Origin of the sequence: Shigella flexneri 2a str. 301, assembly GCF_000006925.2 — a bacterium.
Taxonomy (GTDB): domain Bacteria; phylum Pseudomonadota; class Gammaproteobacteria; order Enterobacterales; family Enterobacteriaceae; genus ECMA0423.
The window spans coordinates 2,142,972-2,161,002 of record NC_004337.2 but is presented as its reverse complement, the minus strand read 5'-3'; the positions used below and the strand labels follow the sequence as shown (position 1 = coordinate 2,161,002).

Annotated in this window: 9 protein-coding genes, 3 pseudogenes and 4 other annotated features (1 of these 16 running past the window's edge); of the genes and pseudogenes, 8 read left to right on the top strand and 4 right to left on the bottom strand. The window is 53.1% G+C overall.

Features of this window, described 5'->3' with window-relative positions; translation table 11 throughout:
• Nucleotides 1-1,343: a mobile genetic element, on the top strand (it extends 26 nt beyond the left edge of the window).
• Nucleotides 1-1,197, bottom strand: a complete 1,197-nt coding sequence (locus SF2138) for an insertion sequence element ISSfl2 transposase (protein ID NP_707966.1) — start codon at nt 1,195-1,197, stop codon at nt 1-3. It overlaps the preceding feature by 1,197 nt.
• Before the next feature lie 287 nt (nt 1,344-1,630).
• On the opposite strand from SF2138, the gene SF2137 reads away from it, so the two are divergent.
• From SF2137 to SF2135, 3 genes and pseudogenes are all read left to right on the top strand, one after another.
• Nucleotides 1,631-2,290, top strand: coding sequence for a hypothetical protein (locus SF2137; RefSeq protein ID NP_707965.2), 660 nt, complete (start codon nt 1,631-1,633; stop codon nt 2,288-2,290).
• Entirely contained in the window at nt 2,287-3,048 is a 762-nt protein-coding gene (locus SF2136; protein ID NP_707964.1) for a hypothetical protein, read from the top strand. Before SF2137 ends, SF2136 begins: the two co-directional genes overlap by 4 nt.
• Nucleotides 3,045-4,985: pseudogene (locus SF2135) on the top strand. Before SF2136 ends, SF2135 begins: the two are co-directional and overlap by 4 nt.
• A gap of 11 nt (nt 4,986-4,996) precedes the next feature.
• Nucleotides 4,997-6,412 (bottom strand) — a sequence feature (Similar to Escherichia coli K12 heat shock protein gi: 1788384 (472 aa). BLAST with identity of 98% in 472 aa. This CDS contains an in-frame stop codon. The sequence has been checked and is believed to be correct.).
• Here the strand turns inward: SF2135 and yegD are convergent.
• A pseudogene (gene yegD, locus SF2134) lies at nt 4,997-6,412 on the bottom strand. It overlaps the preceding feature by 1,416 nt.
• A gap of 70 nt (nt 6,413-6,482) precedes the next feature.
• Between yegD and alkA the strand changes: the two are divergent.
• The gene (gene alkA, locus SF2133) at nt 6,483-7,331 is read left to right on the top strand and encodes a 3-methyladenine DNA glycosylase (RefSeq protein ID NP_707962.1); all 849 of its coding nucleotides are present in this window, start codon (nt 6,483-6,485) and stop codon (nt 7,329-7,331) included.
• Nucleotides 7,332-7,440: 109 nt separating this feature from the next.
• Nucleotides 7,441-12,197, bottom strand: a sequence feature (Similar to Escherichia coli K12 sensor-type protein gi: 1788381 (1106 aa). BLAST with identity of 97% in 1586 aa. This CDS has been disrupted by insertion. The sequence has been checked and is believed to be correct.).
• Here the strand turns inward: alkA and yegE are convergent.
• Nucleotides 7,441-12,197: pseudogene (gene yegE, locus SF2131) on the bottom strand. It overlaps the preceding feature by 4,757 nt.
• Nucleotides 10,414-11,787: a mobile genetic element, on the bottom strand. Its footprint overlaps the pseudogene before it by 1,374 nt.
• Nucleotides 10,560-11,756, top strand: coding sequence for an insertion sequence element ISSfl2 transposase (locus SF2132; RefSeq protein ID NP_707961.1), 1,197 nt, complete (start codon nt 10,560-10,562; stop codon nt 11,754-11,756). Its footprint overlaps the feature before it by 1,197 nt. The pseudogene yegE and the gene SF2132 sit on opposite strands and share 1,197 nt — an antisense overlap.
• Before the next feature lie 320 nt (nt 12,198-12,517).
• On the top strand, nt 12,518-13,159 hold the full coding sequence (gene udk, locus SF2130; RefSeq protein ID NP_707960.1) for a uridine/cytidine kinase: 642 nt from the start codon (nt 12,518-12,520) through the stop codon (nt 13,157-13,159).
• Between the two features lie 91 nt (nt 13,160-13,250).
• Nucleotides 13,251-13,832, top strand: a complete 582-nt coding sequence (gene dcd / locus SF2129; RefSeq protein ID NP_707959.1) for a deoxycytidine triphosphate deaminase — start codon at nt 13,251-13,253, stop codon at nt 13,830-13,832.
• Nucleotides 13,833-13,853: 21 nt separating this feature from the next.
• On the top strand, nt 13,854-15,707 hold the full coding sequence (gene asmA / locus SF2128; protein NP_707958.1) for an assembly protein: 1,854 nt from the start codon (nt 13,854-13,856) through the stop codon (nt 15,705-15,707).
• A 451-nt stretch (nt 15,708-16,158) separates the two neighbouring features.
• Here asmA and yegH read toward each other — a convergent pair whose 3' ends face one another.
• The gene (gene yegH / locus SF2127; RefSeq protein ID NP_707957.2) at nt 16,159-17,742 is read right to left on the bottom strand and encodes a transporter; all 1,584 of its coding nucleotides are present in this window, start codon (nt 17,740-17,742) and stop codon (nt 16,159-16,161) included.
• Between the last annotated feature and the right edge of the window lie 289 nt (nt 17,743-18,031).

The window sequence follows — 18,031 nt, the reverse complement described above, 5'->3', positions numbered from 1 at the left end:
TTATGACCCCTGCGGGGTATAAAAAGTCCCGTCGCGCATCATGGCGAACAGAACGTCGCAGCGTCGTCTCGCCAGGGCGATAAGCACCTGATTGTGTCGTTTTCCCTGACTCATTTTGCGGGTGTAGTAAGCCCTGGAGAGCGGATCCCTGAGCGCGGCGAAGGCCGACAGGAACAACGCCCGTTTGAGAGCTTTATTACCCCGTCGCGAGGGATGCTCACCGCGTATTGACGAGCCGGATCGCCGAGTTACCGGCGCAAGGCCAGCATAAGCAGCGAGATGTGCGGCAGAGGCGAAGGCGCGGCAGGCGACCTCGGTGAGGAGTCTGGCTGCGGTCCTGACACCGACTCCGGGCATACTGGTCAGGACCGGGTAAAGAGGGTGAGCAAGAACTCGCTGTTCTACCTCAAGCGCCACCTCGTCTCTTTGCTTACGCAGCGTGATGAGCTGGAGTGCCAGACGTGGCAGTACTACGGCAGCGGCATTCGTGCCGGGAACGACGACGGTTTGTTCGGCCAGTGCCTGAGCTATGTCTGCTGCAAGGCGTTTACCCAGACGAGGCGCAAGTTTGCAGAGCTGGGCTGCCAGCTTCTTCTCACCCAGCGAAGCGAGTTTTTCTGGTGAGGGATATCGCTGGAGAAGATCGAGTACCGCCGGGTGCTCAAGTCTCGGACCGAGAACGCGCTCCGGTGCCGGATGTATCTGGGTCAGAAGGCCGAGGATACGGTTGCTGGCCTGCGTTGTCTGTGCGGCAAGATCATCATCGAAGCCGCAGAGCATGGAGAGTTCGGCGATTTGCTCGTCAGCCAGTTTCAGCGTGCGTAGCGCGTGAGGCAGGGTACGGGCAGCTTCGGCAATGATGGCAGCGTCACGAGCATCAGTTTTAGCTTCACCGGCGTGTAAGTCGGCTATGCGGCGCATGGCCAGTCCAGGGAGGTATCCGACAAGGACTCCTTCTGAGCGGGCAACGGCGACAGGTAACGCACCGATGGTAGCTGGCTGATCAACAACCAGCAGTATCTGACCATGTTGTTTCAGGTCAGATATTAGCGACCTGAGTTTGTTTTCGTCGTTGGGTAATGCTTTATCGAACAGGCGTTTACCTGAACGATTAATGGCAACAGCGTGATGCGTATCTTTACCGACATCAACGCCGATAAAGACCTGGACGGATTCGTAATCGCTGGATTCGGTCATTCTGTCTCCCTTGTATATGGGTTAACCAGATAACCACGGGGAGCAGGTACCGGCATCCACGTTACAGACGGTCCCGGCAAAAGTGCCTGACCTGACCCCTATTAGCGGTTACCAGCGCCCCACCAGACCCGGTGACATCACCCCCCGGATCATGGACGACTGGGGGCAGTAATCATGCCGGGTCTGGCTGGCTAACACCCCATTATAAGGGGTACGAATAAAGTAACGGGGGAAACCTCTCCCTAACCCTCACTCCTGAAATTATGTCACTCCGCCCTTAGTGTCAATCGACGGCTCTCCGTTCTTGCGAGGCGAATAGCAAAATTTTCTGCGCCGCCGGGACTAATTCTGAAAGTTTCTTCGTTTGCTCTTATTTCATTATTGCAGTCGGTATGATACCGGACCTCAATAATTCTCTAAGAAAGGATTTCTTATGAGCGAACAAATCACGTTTGCCACCAGCGATTTTGCCAGTAACCCGGAACCACGTTGCCCCTGCATTCTGCTGCTGGATGTTTCTGGCTCGATGAGTGGCAGACCTATTAATGAACTTAACACCGGATTGGTTACCTTTCGCGATGAGCTGCTTGCCGATTCGCTGGCTTTAAAAAGAGTGGAACTCGGCATTGTGACGTTCGGCCCGGTGCATGTGGAACAACCCTTTACCAGCGCCGCTAATTTTTTTCCGCCCATCCTGTTTGCCCAGGGCGATACACCAATGGGTGCGGCCATTACCAAAGCCCTAGATATGGTAGAGGAGCGGAAACGTGAGTATCGTGCAAATGGTATTTCGTATTATCGCCCGTGGATTTTCCTGATTACCGATGGTGCACCAATCGATGAGTGGCAGGCTGCAGCCAACAAAGTGTTTCGGGGGGAAGAAGATAAAAGGTTTGCTTTCTTTTCCATCGGTGTTCAGGGGGCGGATATGAAGACTCTGGCACAAATCAGCGTTCGTCAGCCTTTGCCTCTGCAAGGATTACAATTCCGTGAACTGTTTAGCTGGTTATCCAGTTCGCTGCGTTCGGTTTCCCGCTCCACGCCGGGAACGGAAGTTGTGCTGGAAGCGCCAAAAGGCTGGACGTCAGTGTGAGCTGGCGTCTGGTTTATGCATCCGCTGTTGGAACGTCGCACATCAGCGCGGACTTGCCTTGCCAGGATGCCTGCCAGATGCAGGTTGCCTGGCTAAATGACCAGCAGCCATTACTGGTGATGTTCCTTGCTGATGGCGCAGGTAGCGTTTCGCAGGGGGGCGAAGGCGCGATGCTCGCCGTCAATGAAGCGATGGCTTATATGTCGCAAAAAGTGCAGGGTGGGGAATTGGGGCTTAATGATATCCTCGCCACGGATATTGTGCTGACCGTTCGTCAGCGACTTTTTGCCGAGGCGGAAGCCAAAGAATTAGCAGTTCGCGATTTTGCCTGCACGTTTCTGGGATTGATTTCATCGGCTAATGGCACCTTGATTATGCAGATTGGCGATGGCGGCGTGGTGGTGGATTTTGGTCACGGTCTGCAATTGCCGCTTACGCCGATGGTGGGTGAATATGCCAATATGACGCACTTCATTACCGATGAAGATGCCGTTTCCAGACTGGAAACTTTCACCAGCACTGAGCGTGTGCATAAAGTTGCAGCATTTACGGATGGTATCCAGCGACTGGCGTTAAATATGTTGGATAATTCTCCGCATGTGCCTTTCTTTACCCCGTTTTTCAATGGACTGGCGTCAGCAACGCAGGAACAACTCGATTTATTACCTGAATTGTTAAAGCAGTTTTTGTCCAGCCCGGCGGTAAACGAGCGTACGGATGATGATAAAACGTTGGCACTGGCGCTGTGGTTACCATGAAACCCACTTTATATACTGCTACTGGTGAGTGCGTTACGCCAGGCCGTGAACTGGGCAAAGGCGGTGAAGGCGCGGTTTATGATATCAATGAGTTTGTCGATAGCGTCGCCAAGATTTATCACACGCCGCCACCCGCCTTAAAACAGGACAAACTTGCCTTTATGGCTGCGACAGCTGACGCGCAATTGTTGAATTATGTCGCCTGGCCGCAGGCAACGCTTCACGGTGGACGAGGCGGAAAAGTTATCGGTTTTATGATGCCAAAAGTTTCTGGTAAAGAACCGATTCATATGATCTATAGCCCGGCACATCGTCGTCAACGTTACCCTCATTGTGCGTGGGATTTTCTACTCTATGTTGCGCGCAATATTGCTTCATCTTTTGCTACGGTTCACGAGCACGGGCATGTCGTGGGTGACGTAAACCAGAACAGTTTTATGGTAGGTCGCGACAGCAAAGTGGTGTTGATTGATAGCGACTCCTTTCAGATTAACGCCAATGGCACACTGCATTTATGCGAAGTCGGCGTGTCGCATTTTACGCCGCCAGAGCTACAAACCTTGTCGTCATTTGTCGGCTTTGAACGCACAGAAAATCACGGTAATTTTGGCCTTGCGTTGCTGATTTTTCACGTCTTGTTTGGTGGCCGGCATCCTTATTCTGGTGTGCCGCTTATCTCTGATGCGGGTAATGCGCTGGAGACGGATATTACCCATTTCCGTTATGCCTACGCGTCAGATAATCAGCGACGTGGTTTAAAACCGCCGCCACGATCGATTCCGCTATCGATGTTACCGAGTGATGTTGAAGCCATGTTTCAGCAGGCATTCACGGAAAGTGGCGTGGCAACCGGGCGTCCGACGGCTAAAGCGTGGGTAGCGGCACTTGATTCTCTGCGCCAACAGTTAAAGAAATGTCCCGTTTCGGCAATGCATGTTTATCCCGCTCATTTGACCGACTGCCCGTGGTGTACGCTGGATAATCAAGGCGTTATCTATTTTATTGATCTCGGCGAAGAGGTCATTACCACCGGCGGGGATTTTGTGCTGGCAAAAGTCTGGGCGATGGTGATGGCGTCAGTAGCACCGCCAGCATTGCAACTGTCATTACCCGATCATTTCCAACCGACTGGCAGGCCGCTTCCTTTAGGCCTGTTACGGCGCGAATACATCATTCTGCTTGAGATCGCACTGTCAGCATTATCGCTGCTGCTTTGCGGCCTTCAGGCAGAACCGCGTTATATTATTTTGGTTCCTGTGCTGGCGGCTATCTGGATTATTGGCAGTCTGACAAGCAAAGCGTACAAAGCAGAAGTTCAGCAACGCCGTGAGGCATTTAATCGTGCGAAAATGGACTATGACCATTTAGTCCGCCAGATCCAGCAGGTAGGCGGCCTGGAAGGTTTTATCGCCAAACGGACGATGCTCGAAAAAATGAAGGACGAAATTCTCGGGTTACCGGAAGAAGAGAAACTCGCTCTGGCAGCACTTCATGACACTGCAAGGGAACGGCAGAAGTAGAAGTTTCTGGAGGGATTTTTTATTGATGTTGCCTCTATTCCCGGCGTTGGCCCTGCGCGTAAAGCGGCGTTATGGTCTTTTGGTATTGAAACAGCAGCAGGTGTTACCCGTCGTGGCGTTAAGCAAGTTAAAGGGTTTGGTGATCATCTGACCCAAGCGGTCATCGACTGGAAAGCGAGCTGTGAACGCCGTTTTGTGTTCAGGCCGAACGAAGCGGTAACGCCAGCAGACAGACAGGCGGTAATGGCGAAAATGGCCGCCAAACGACATCGGCTGGAATCGACGTTGACTGTCGGCGCGACAGAGTTGCAGCGATTCCGCCTTCATGCTCCAGCACGGACCATGCCGTTGATGGAACCGTTACGTCAGGCGGCAGAAAAACTGGCTCAGGCGCAGGCTGATTTAAGCCGCTGCTGAGCCATTTTCTTTTAACGAAATACCACTTCCGCCCAGTGTGCCAGCCCGGCGGTGACGGAGCCAAAGTCATCGCCGCCTGCAATCGGAATGCCCGGCAACTGTTCTGCCAGCGCTTTTTTAATCAGCGGAGAACGGGCGCTACCGCCGGTCAGGTAGATAACGTCCGGTTTTTCCTGGGCGTTATCCAGGGCCAGTTGCACCTGTTCCAGAATCCGCGCCAGTGGCTGGCTGAGGGCGCTTTCCAGCCCTCGCTGGCTAATCAGCGTAGCCAGTTCATTGCTGATAAACGGCAGTGAGGCGCGGGTTTCCGCTACGCTTGAAAGAGCAATTTTGCACTCTTCTGCGCTACGCACCAGGCGATAGCTTAAACGCTGACGCCAGACTTTCTGTAACAGGGCCACTTTTTCCGGTTCGCGGGCATCGCGTACCAGATCGTTAAGCAGACGACCGTTGGCACTACTGTAGAAATCACTCTGTGCAGGAACGTCGTTGATGGCAACCGCATCCTACCACGGCAGGATCGGCAGGGCGATGCCTTTTTCGGTTTCGCCACCCATACCCAGCAGTGGCATCAGGTTTTTAAACGCTAGGGCGATATCCAGATCGTTACCGCCAATACGACAACCACTGTGACCCAGCAGACTGGCTTCACGATCGAGACGCGAACGCCACTGCGGCCCCATCAGCAGCAATGAACAGTCAGTCGTACCACCGCCGATATCCACCACCAGCACCCGTTTTTCTTCCTGCAAGGTGGCTTCGTAATCCAGCCCAGCCGCTACCGGCTCGTACTGGAATACCACATCCTTAAACCCGGCACGCTTCGCCGCGCGTTCCAGAATCCCCTGCGCCTGGGCGTTTGCTTCATCGCCGCCCAGCCCCTGGAAGTTGATCGGGCGACCAATCACCGCCTGAGTTATCGCTTCTGGCAGCTGCGCCTGCGCCTGCTGGCGAATGTGCAACATCATTGCGCAGACCAGATCCTCAAACAGCGCTACCTGCTGCGGTTTTAAGCCGCTGGCACCGAGGAACGATTTTGGTGATTTCACAAACCACACTTCTTCTGGATCATCAATGTACTGTGCCAGTGAGGAAAGACCGAACTGCACGCTTTTCGCTGTAACATCGATATCTTCTTCGCGGTTATAACGAATCGCCCGTCGTAACAACGCCTGCGTTTCATCGTCGTCTGCCGGAACGTCATGATGGCGGTACAGCCATTCGCTTACCGCTTCACGCGTTGGCGCGCAAAGCATTGAAGGCAGCAGCGTGCTGTCGTTTTCCATTTTTAGCAAATGCGGTTTACCGTCACGCATGACCGCCACTGAACAGTTTGCTGTACCGTAATCAAAACCAATAAACACGAAATAATCCCCATGCCGGTGAAGAAGGGGCGTGACTTTAGCGAAATGTTGCCGTCGCGACAACCGGAATATGAAAGCAAAGCGTAACGTCTGAATAACGTTTATGCTGAAAGCGGATGAATAAGGAGATGCGATGTATATCCTGAACTGGCAGCCGCCGTATGACTGGTCGTGGATGTTGGGATTTCTCGCCGCCCGTGCGGTGAGTGGTGTGGAAACGGTCGCGGACAGTTATTATGCCCGTAGTCTGGCAGTGGGCGAATATCGCGGCGTGGTGACTGCTATTCCGGATATAGCCCGCCATACTCTGCACATAAATTTAAGTGCAGGTTTAGAACCCGTTGCCGCTGAGTGTCTGGCGAAAATGAGCCGCCTGCTTGATCTGCAATGTAACCCGCAGATTGTTAACGGTGCGTTGGGCAAGTTAGGCGCGGCGCGGCCCGGATTGCGTTTACCCGGCAGTGTTGATGCTTTTGAGCAGGGCGTGCGGGCGATTTTAGGCCAACTGGTGAGCGTGGCGATGGCGGCAAAATTGACCGCCAGAGTGGCACAGCTTTATGGCGAACGGCTGGATGATTTTCCGGAGTATATCTGCTTCCCCACGCCTCAGCGGCTGGCAGCAGCCGACCCGCAGGCATTAAAAGCGTTAGGTATGCCGTTGAAACGGGCAGAGGCGCTGATTCATCTGGCAAATGCGGCGCTGGAGGGCACCTTACCAATGACAATACCGGGCGATGTGGAGCAGGCGATGAAAACGCTGCAAACTTTTCCGGGTATCGGGCGCTGGACGGCGAATTATTTCGCCTTGCGCGGCTGGCAGGCGAAAGATGTTTTTCTGCCGGATGATTATCTGATTAAACAGCGATTTCTGGGGATGACACCGGCACAAATCCGCCGTTATGCCGAGCGCTGGAAGCCCTGGCGTTCTTATGCGCTGTTGCATATCTGGTATACGGAAGGCTGGCAACCAGACGAAGCATGACGTTGGTCGCCGGAAGCGGTGCGAGCGCCTTATCCTGCCTGCGGAATGAGCGATTTGTAGGCCTGATAAGACGCGTTAGCATCGCATCAGGCAATGGGCAAACGCTCTCTCAGTTAATCGCGAAATAACTGCTATTCACCAGCAAATCCAGCGGTTGGGCATCGGCAATCACATCACCATAAATCAGATCGACGCCGATGCCAGAAAGCGTATCCATCACTAAGGGTAAAACGACTGGCCCGGCGATGGTTTTCATCCCGAGTCGCTGAGCGTGCCCCTGAATAATCGTAATCAGCATCTCATCCATCAAATTACCCTGCACGTTGGCGCATAACTCACCATCAAGTAGCAGGTAATCTGCCATATTCGCTTTCAGCGAGTTGAAGATTTGCAGATCGCGGCCCACCTGGCTGAGCACTATCCGACATCCCGCCAGCCGCAGTTTTTGCACGCTTTCTGCGTGATCTAAAATCGCTTCAGCCGGAATAATCAGATGTAATAACCGTGGTGGTAGAGGGCTATTTTCCAGCTGCTCAAGCAGATCATTCACCAGCGTGGCGCTACTCAAACCGGCAACGGAAAGGGGGAGGGCGATGCTTATGCCTTTACTGGCAACCGCTTTTGCGGCCTGCTGGAAAAATTCGTGGAATACCCGTCGGTCAAGAGCATGGCTAAGTGCCGGATCGCTGAAGCTACGACGAAATTTTTGTTCATCAATAATCTCGCCTTCGCAACTCCAGAGCTTAAGTGAAATCAGCCACAAATTACGCGCTTCCGGGATCCGCGGCGAAGCGACACCGTGGGCGATCATCATCAACTGATTCTCTTTAATCATCCGCCACTGTTCATCAAGCGACATCGCCGCCCGTTCGCTATGTGCGGCAGCTTGCTGTGGTTCGTAAACCGTCACCCGGCCCCGTCCACCATTTTTGGAGGCATAACAGGCGATATCAGCCTGCGACATCACTTCTGCCGCCTGATGATTGTTGTCATCAATCAAGGTAATCCCGGCACTGGCACCTACCCGATGCACACGGCCTTCCCATATAAAGTGATAATCATTCACGGCACTGATAATGCGTGTAGCGATAAAACGCGCACTTTCGATATTACAGTCTGGCAACAGTAGACCAAATTCATCACCACCGAGTCGCGCCAGCACGTCGCTGGAGCGCAGCATACTCAGCATCAACGACGCCAGTTCGCGCAGTAAAGCGTCACCCGCCGCATGCCCGGCGCTGTCATTCACCGCTTTAAAGCGATCAAGATCGATAAACACCAGGGCATGTCGCTGATGTGTACTGTTTACCGTTTGCAGCAGGATACGCAGTTGCTTCTCAAAACTGGCGCGATTGGCGAGATGCGTCAGTGCATCATGGGAGGCGCTGTAGCTCAGCTGGCGCAGCATTTTGCGTGATTCGGTGACGTCCTGAATCACCAGTACCGAGCCTATATTGCTGCCGTCCAGAGTACTTAACGGCGTAATACTGTAATGCACGTCGTAACTGCCGCCGTTCCGGCAGTGCAACACCACATCTTGTTCAATCGCGGAACGTGAGGTGTCGGCACTGTAAATGTTCTCCATTAATGGTCCGTTGTCGCCAAAAGTAATATGCAACACCGTCAGGAGCGGAACACCTAATGCTTCTTCCTGCGTCCAGCCGCTCATCTTCTCCGCCGCTGGATTCATAAAGGTAATTTTCATCGCCATATCAATACAGACTACGGCTTCACCGATGGAATCCAGCGTAATGTGCAGGCGCTCTTTTTCCTGAAACAATGCCTCGTTAAGCTGTTTAACCTCGGTCATATCCATATTAATGCCGAGCAGGCGTTCGACTTCGCCTTCTTTATTCAGTACCCGGTTGGCGAGGGCGCGGATATGGCGGATGCCATCTTTCACGGCAATGCGAAATTCCAGCTTAAAGGGCGAGCGTGATTGCAACGAATCACTTTTTCGGCATGCTGGCGATCTTCCGGCAGCACGCACTCGTACCACACCTGCCAGTTCGGTTTGATATGCGGAGGAATTTCATACAGCTCGAACATCCGCTTATCCCAGCTAAAAATATTCGGCTTCAGCTCCCACTCCCAGATGCCAATCCCGCCCGCTTCGTTAGCCAGCGTGATGCGCTCCATCAGTTGCTGATTCACCTGTTCGGTGCGTTTTAGCTCGTTAATGTCTTCAATCTGAGCGATAAAATAGAGCGGCGTGCCATCCGTGTGGCGCACCAGTGAGACGGCAAGCAACGCCCAGACAACATCGCCATTGCGGTTGTAGTAGCGTTTTTCCATTGAATAGGTGTTTATTTCACCGCTTATCAGCTTTTCAACCTGTTGGAGATCTTTATTGAGATCCTCCGGCCAGGTCAGTTGCTGAAAGGTGAGTCCGCGCAGCTCTTCCTGACTGTAACCGAGAAACTGGCAGAGTGCTTTGTTGGATTGCAGCCATTGTCCCTCGGTGCCCACTAACGCCATACCGATAGCGGAATATTCCATCGCGTTCCGAAAGCGGGTTTCGCTTTCGGAAATGTGTTTGCGTTCCGCACGAAAGGCATACATCACCATGGTCATGATGTTGGCGGGCAGCAGGATCAGCAAAAACGGTAGCCACGGCATATGGCTCATCAGGTACGTACGCGGCGTAGCAAGCAGGGAGGGATCCGCGGCCATCATCAGCGACACCATCATCACCGTGGTAAGGAAGATCAAAAAGGCTTCCATTCGTGGCAGGCGCACGGCGCTCCACATCAACAGCACAATAATGAAAGTAAAAGGCCACGGCAGATACAGCATCGAAAGCCAGCTTAACGTCAGTGTGATGGCTAACGTGAGCAGCGACTCAAAAAGCAACCGTGGGTTGCGATGGCGCAGCAGATAGTGTGGTTTAAATAACAATCCCAGCGGCACCAGTGCCAGAGCGCCGATGGATTCTGACAGTACCCATATCAAAAATGCCCTGAGAGGATCGTCTCCGGGCGTCAGCAGGACAACCAGCCCCGTTACTTTATTCGTACCCCTTATAATGGGGTGTTAGCCAGCCAGACCCGGCATGATTACTGCCCCCAGTCGTCCATGATCCGGGGGGGGATGTCACCGGGTCTGGTGGGGCGCTGGTAACCGCTAATAGGGGTCAGGTCAGGCACTTTTGCCGGGACCGTCTGTAACGTGGATGCCGGTACCTGCTCCCCGTGGTTATCTGGTTAACCCATATACAAGGGAGACAGAATGACCGAATCCAGCGATTACGAATCCGTCCAGGTCTTTATCGGCGTTGATGTCGGTAAAGATACGCATCACGCTGTTGCCATTAATCGTTCAGGTAAACGCCTGTTCGATAAAGCATTACCCAACGACGAAAACAAACTCAGGTCGCTAATATCTGACCTGAAACAACATGGTCAGATACTGCTGGTTGTTGATCAGCCAGCTACCATCGGTGCGTTACCTGTCGCCGTTGCCCGCTCAGAAGGAGTCCTTGTCGGATACCTCCCTGGACTGGCCATGCGCCGCATAGCCGACTTACACGCCGGTGAAGCTAAAACTGATGCTCGTGACGCTGCCATCATTGCCGAAGCTGCCCGTACCCTGCCTCACGCGCTACGCACGCTGAAACTGGCTGACGAGCAAATCGCCGAACTCTCCATGCTCTGCGGCTTCGATGATGATCTTGCCGCACAGACAACGCAGGCCAGCAGCCGTATCCGCGGCCTTCTGACCCAGATACATCCGGCACCGGAGCGCGTTCTCGGTCCGAGACTTGAGCACCCGGCGGTACTCGATCTTCTCCAGCGATATCCCTCACCAGAAAAACTCGCTTCGCTGGGTGAGAAGAAGCTGGCAGCCCAGCTCTGCAAACTTGCGCCTCGTCTGGGTAAACGCCTTGCAGCAGACATAGCTCAGGCACTGGCCGAACAAACCGTCGTCGTTCCCGGCACGAATGCCGCTGCCGTAGTACTGCCACGTCTGGCACTCCAGCTCATCACGCTGCGTAAGCAAAGAGACGAGGTGGCGCTTGAGGTAGAACAGCGAGTTCTTGCTCACCCTCTTTACCCGGTCCTGACCAGTATGCCCGGAGTCGGTGTCAGGACCGCAGCCAGACTCCTCACCGAGGTCGCCTGCCGCGCCTTCGCCTCTGCCGCACATCTCGCTGCTTATGCTGGCCTTGCGCCGGTAACTCGGCGATCCGGCTCGTCAATACGCGGTGAGCATCCCTCGCGACGGGGTAATAAAGCTCTCAAACGGGCGTTGTTCCTGTCGGCCTTCACCGCGCTCAGGGATCCGCTCTCCAGGGCTTACTACACCCGCAAAATGAGTCAGGGAAAACGACACAATCAGGCGCTTATCGCCCTGGCGAGACGACGCTGCGACGTTCTGTTCGCCATGATGCGCGACGGGACTTTTTATACCCCGCAGGGGTCATAACATGCTTGACAACTTAATAGGGGCACCCCCCAACAGAGGCGGAACAATGGCGCTGCCGAATGCCAGACGCAGCCAGTCAGCCAGATTTTGCAAGGGGTTATACCACGGCAGCAATTTACGTAGCAGCACTGCCCCGACCACGGCCTCAACAATATTGATGGTCGTCCAGGTCATGTTCAGCGAGCTGGTGGAAAAAAGCAGGATGGATGCGGCGATATTTCCCAGCGAACAGCTCAGCGCAATTCCCGGCCACATGCGCCCGGCATGGCGATAAAACGCCACCATCATGATGGACGTCGGGAACCACAGTGGGGCGAGTTGGGTGCCAAACTGCGAAAGCTCAAGCGAGACAAGGGTAAAGATAAACGAGACTAAACCTAAACTGACCAGGTGAAGCAGCGGGTGGGGCAGGGCAATTAATACATGCTGTGATTGTTTGCTTATTACCGCTTTATCCGCAAGGCCAGGTCGCCAGTATTCGTTTCTGTGTTTATGCTAGTACAAAAGTTTTACATTTTATATGCGAATTGCTCATAAAGTGACGTAAAGGCGGATAATTTGCGCAACTGCGTATAACATTTTTTACCTTACATAAAACTGATCAACGTAATTTGCCACCGGGAATTCTTTGTCAACAATTAACTCTGAGCGCGCGGCAACGCTATTCGACTGGTATCAGACGGATGAAATCCCTATAATTGCCGCGTTTGGCGCTTCGTCGCCCCCTTCCTAACATCCAGGTTAATCAGGTCGCTAAATATATGACTGATCAGTCTCATCAGTGCGTCATTATCGGTATCGCTGGCGCATCGGCTTCCGGCAAGAGTCTTATTGCCAGTACCCTTTATCGTGAATTACGTGAGCAAGTCGGTGATGAACACATCGGCGTAATTCCCGAAGACTGCTATTACAAAGATCAAAGCCATCTGTCGATGGAAGAACGCGTTAAGACCAACTACGACCATCCCAGCGCGATGGATCACAGCCTGTTGCTTGAGCATTTACAAGCGTTGAAACGCGGCTCGGCAATTGACCTGCCGGTTTACAGCTATGTTGAACATACGCGTATGAAAGAAACGGTGACGGTTGAGCCGAAGAAGGTCATCATTCTCGAAGGCATTTTGTTGCTGACGGATGCGCGTTTGCGTGACGAACTTAACTTCTCCATTTTCGTTGATACCCCGCTGGATATCTGCCTGATGCGCCGCATCAAGCGTGACGTTAACGAGCGTGGGCGTTCAATGGATTCCGTGATGGCGCAATATCAAAAAACCGTGCGCCCGATGTTCCTGCAATTCATTGAGCCTTCTAAACAATATGCGGACATTATCGTGCCGCGCGGCGGGAAAAACCGCATCGCGATCGATATATTGAAAGCGAAAATAAGTCAGTTCTTTGAATAAGCTTGATAAATTGTGTACCGTTCAGTGATAAGTTGGTATGCCCTTGACGTAATTGGCGTTAAGGGAGTGATGTGCGAAAGGAGAAAATGCCATGCGTCTGTGTGACCGAGATATTGAAGCCTGGCTTGATGAAGGCCGTTTGTCGATCAACCCACGTCCGCCAGTGGAGCGTATTAACGGCGCGACGGTGGATGTACGCCTGGGCAATAAATTTCGTACCTTCCGTGGTCACACGGCAGCGTTTATCGATCTGAGCGGTCCCAAAGATGAAGTGAGCGCCGCGCTTGACCGCGTGATGAGCGATGAGATCGTTCTCGACGAGGGCGAGGCGTTCTATCTTCACCCAGGAGAGCTGGCGCTGGCGGTGACACTGGAGTCGGTGACGCTGCCAGCCGATCTGGTGGGCTGGCTGGACGGGCGTTCCTCTTTGGCGCGTCTGGGGCTGATGGTGCACGTCACCGCGCACCGTATCGATCCGGGCTGGTCTGGTTGCATTGTGCTGGAGTTCTACAACTCCGGTAAGCTGCCGCTGGCGCTGCGTCCGGGCATGTTAATTGGTGCGCTGAGCTTTGAGCCGCTTTCCGGCCCGGCGGCGCGACCTTACAACCGCCGTGAAGATGCGAAATATCGCAACCAGCAGGGCGCGGTAGCCAGCCGAATCGATAAAGACTAATTCAGGCCCATTGAGGATACCATGAGACGATTTCTGACGACGCTGATGATACTCTTGGTCGTGCTGGTGGCCGGGTTATCTGCGTTAGTGTTGCTGGTGAATCCGAATGATTTCCGCGACTATATGGTCAAGCAAGTTGCTGCACGTAGCGGTTATCAATTGCAGCTCGACGGGCCACTGCGTTGGCACGTCTGGCCGCAGCTTAGTATCCTCTCCGGGCGAATGTCTCTCACCGCCCAGGGCGCAAGCCAGCCACTGGTTCGCGCCGACAACATGCGTCTGGACGTGGCGCTTTTACCACTACTGAGTCATCAACTGAGCGTTAAGCAGGTGATGCTAAAAGGGGCAGTGATCCAACTGACGCCGCAGACGGAAGCGGTGCGCAGTGAAGACGCTCCGGTTGCACCGCGCGACAATACCTTGCCGGATCTGTCAGACGATCGCGGATGGTCGTTTGATATATCCAGTCTTAAGGTGGCGGACAGCGTTCTGGTGTTCCAGCATGAAGATGACGAGCAGGTGACAATCCGCAATATCCGCCTGCAAATGGAACAAGATCCCCAACATCGTGGCTCATTTGAGTTCTCCGGGCGGGTTAATCGCGATCAGCGCGATCTCACGATATCCCTTAACGGTACGGTAGATGCTTCTGATTATCCGCATGATTTAACAGCGGCTATTGAACAAATTAACTGGCAGTTGCAGGGTGCCGATTTACCAAAACAAGGTATTCAGGGGCAGGGGAGTTTCCAGTCCCAGTGGCAGGAGTCACATAAACGCCTTTCATTTAACCAAATTAGTTTGACCGCCAATGACAGTACGCTGAGCGGACAAGCACAGGTCACGCTGACAGAGAAACCGGAATGGCAGCTGAGACTGCAATTCCCGCAACTGAATCTTGACAACCTCATCCCGCTTAATGAAACCGCGAATGGTGAAAACGGTGCCGCGCAGCAGGGGCAGAGCCAATCAACGTTGCCGCGCCCGGTCATTTCTTCGCGTATTGATGAACCGGCCTATCAGGGACTGCAAGGCTTTACAGCTGATATTTTGTTGCAGGCCAGTAACGTGCGCTGGCGCGGAATGAATTTTACAGATGTTGCCACGCAAATGACCAACAAGTCGGGTTTGCTGGAAATTACTCAACTGCAGGGCAAGCTTAACGGTGGAAAGGTTTCACTGCCGGGCACGCTGGACGCGACATCAATAAATCCGCGGATAAACTTCCAGCCACGGCTGGAGAACGTTGAGATTGGTACCATTCTGAAGGCGTTTAACTATCCGATTTCGTTGACCGGAAAAATGTCACTGGCTGGTGATTTCTCCGGTGCTGACATAGATGCCGACGCATTCCGCCACAACTGGCAAGGACAGGCGCATGTTGAGATGACCGACACACGTATGGAAGGGATGAACTTCCAGCAGATGATTCAGCAAGCGGTAGAGCGTAATGGCGGTGATGTGAAGGCCGCTGAAAACTTCGATAACGTGACGCGGCTTGACCGCTTTACCACCGATTTGACGTTGAAGGATGGCGTCGTGACGTTAAACGACATGCAAGGTCAATCGCCTGTGCTGGCGCTGACAGGGGAAGGCATGTTGAATCTGGCAGATCAAACCTGCGACACCCAGTTTGATATTCGGGTCGTGGGTGGCTGGAACGGGGAAAGCAAACTGATTGATTTCCTCAAAGAAACGCCAGTACCGCTGCGGGTTTATGGCAACTGGCAGCAACTCAATTACAGCCTGCAAGTGGATCAGTTACTGCGCAAACATCTACAGGACGAAGCGAAACGTCGCCTGAATGACTGGGCCGAGCGGAATAAAGATTCCCGCAATGGCAAAGATGTGAAGAAGTTGCTGGAGAAGATGTAGGTTACCAGGTGACCTGTCCTGTAGGCCTGATAAGACGCGTAAAGCGTCGCATCAGGCGTTCGCGGCGGCACTATTATATTCTGAATATGTAAGATCGAAGGCTGTTCCGTTCACTTGATGTTCCTCGCTACTATGGAACGCTCAAGCCGGTGAACGTGCCAGGGTGGCTCAATCGCCACCACCCTGGCAACCCGGGCTCCCGGCGGTAAATCGCCGCTGGCGCGGTTCCCTCATCTTATTCCTTTCGGCTATCGGGTACGGGCGCGAGGTAACATCCCTGTAAAACGCGCCCTCAGCCCACATCCATGTGGGCTGCCCCAGCCTACAGGAAACGATTCGGCGATTTACAGCCGGACCCACACCCCCGCTGTGATGTCCGTTTACCACAGACAACGCTTCATTGCTGAAGTTATAAGGCGTTACGCAGCATTGGGTAAAATGGCCGATACCATCACACCTCGTACTCCATCTCGCCATCCTTACGCAGCGGTATAATCTGCACCTTCTGCACGCGATGGCTTTCCACCTGCAACGTTTTAAGCAAATAATCCCCCACCTGAACTTCTTCGCCAGGTTTTGGAATACGCTGCAAATACTCCATCAACAGCCCGGCAATGGTGTGATATTCACGTTTTTCATCCAGCGGCAGCGGCACATATTGCACCAGATCCTCCAGCGGCATATGACCATTCGCCGTCCAGGAACCGTCCGCATTCTTCTGAATATCATGGCGGGCGTCGATCTCTTCCACTTCGTTCGGTAAGTTACCGGCAATGGTTTCAGTGACGTCACTTAATGTCACAATCCCTTCCACCGAGCCAAACTCATCCACCACAAAAGCAAAGTGCGTGCGGGCATTACGGAACTGCTCCAGGGCTGGTAACAACGGCAAGGTTTCCGGGAACACCAGCGGCTGGCGAATCAACACCCGCAGGTTGAGCGGTTCGCCGCGCAGTGACTGTTGTAGCAGGTCGATAACGTGAACAACACCGAGCAAATCTTCTGCGTCATCACCGTCGGTAACCACCAGCCGCGTATGCTGATTTCGCTCCAGCAACTGGCGGATTTCTTCTTCCGGCGCGTTGAGATCGATATGCTCAATATCGTGGCGCGACGTCATAATGCTGCTTACGGTACGCTGGTTAAGATTAAGTACCCGCTCAATCATCCGCCGTTCCTGCGGATTAAAGATCTGCTGGTTTCCATGATCCACCAGCATGGACGCGGTTTTGGCGTCCAGTTCCGCATCTTCTTTTTGCCCGCTAAGCAGGCGCATTACCGCTTCGGTAGTCCGCTGGCGTAGCGTCTGATTAGCGGAAAGAAAACGTCGCCGGTTAAAGATAGCCAACTGATTGAGTGCCTCGATCATCACCGAGAAACCAATGGCAGCGTACAGGTAGCCTTTCGGAATGACGAAGCCGAAACCTTCTGCCACCAGGCTAAAGCCAATCATCAACAGGAAGCTTAAGCAGAGAATAACGATGGTCGGGTGACTGTTAACAAATTGCGTTAACGGCTTGCTGGCCATCAACATCAGGCTGATAGCGATAACCACGGCGGCCATCATGACCAGTAAATGGTCGACCATCCCGACGGCGGTAATCACTGAGTCGAGTGAGAAAATGGCGTCCAGTACCACAATTTGCGTCACCACGCCCCAGAACTTCGCACCTTTGCGTTGTGTGGGATTATTGCTGTCTTTCCCTTCCAGCCGTTCGTTCAGCTCCATCGTGGCTTTGAACAACAGGAAGAAACCACCAAACAGCATGATTAAGTCGCGGGCGCTAAAGGTAAACGAGCGGAAGCTGAACAGCGGTTGAGTCAGGGTGACCAGCCAGGAGATTGACGCTAGCAGTAACAGGCGCATTAACATCGCCAGCAGCAGCCCGGTAACCCGTGCGCGGTCGCGCTGCTTCGGCGGTAGTTTTTCGGCGAGGATGGCAATAAAGACCAGGTTATCAATGCCGAGGACCAGTTCGATCACAATCAGCGTGATTAACCCGGCCCAGATAGACGGATCGGCAATCCATTCCATAGTAAGTACAAAACCTATTCGTTGTATGACAAATGTCACAATTCGATCATGGATAAATCGGGGCAAAAATGCAATGTTGCAGCACTATTTATCTCATATTATTTGAGGGTAATAACCTCACATTATCCCTGAATTAAAAGCGGTAATAATAAAACATTATTTAAGAAATATCGCATGTGGAGACGCAATATTAAATATTGTCAACCTAAAGAAACTCCTAAAAACCATATTGAATGATACTTAATATAATTCTTAAAAATAGCCAATTGCCGAATTGTTACCTTGCCTG

Excerpts from the sequence above, each read along its gene's own strand:
- alkA (NP_707962.1), top strand. The coding sequence starts at position 6,483 with ATGTATATCCTGAACTGGCAGCCGCCGTATGACTGGTCGTGGATGTTG.
- SF2137 (NP_707965.2), top strand. The coding sequence starts at position 1,631 with ATGAGCGAACAAATCACGTTTGCCACCAGCGATTTTGCCAGTAACCCG.
- asmA (NP_707958.1), top strand. The coding sequence starts at position 13,854 with ATGAGACGATTTCTGACGACGCTGATGATACTCTTGGTCGTGCTGGTG.
- dcd (NP_707959.1), top strand. The coding sequence starts at position 13,251 with ATGCGTCTGTGTGACCGAGATATTGAAGCCTGGCTTGATGAAGGCCGT.
- yegH (NP_707957.2), bottom strand. The coding sequence starts at position 17,742 with ATGGAATGGATTGCCGATCCGTCTATCTGGGCCGGGTTAATCACGCTG.
- SF2138 (NP_707966.1), bottom strand. The coding sequence starts at position 1,197 with ATGACCGAATCCAGCGATTACGAATCCGTCCAGGTCTTTATCGGCGTT.
- SF2132 (NP_707961.1), top strand. The coding sequence starts at position 10,560 with ATGACCGAATCCAGCGATTACGAATCCGTCCAGGTCTTTATCGGCGTT.
- udk (NP_707960.1), top strand. The coding sequence starts at position 12,518 with ATGACTGATCAGTCTCATCAGTGCGTCATTATCGGTATCGCTGGCGCA.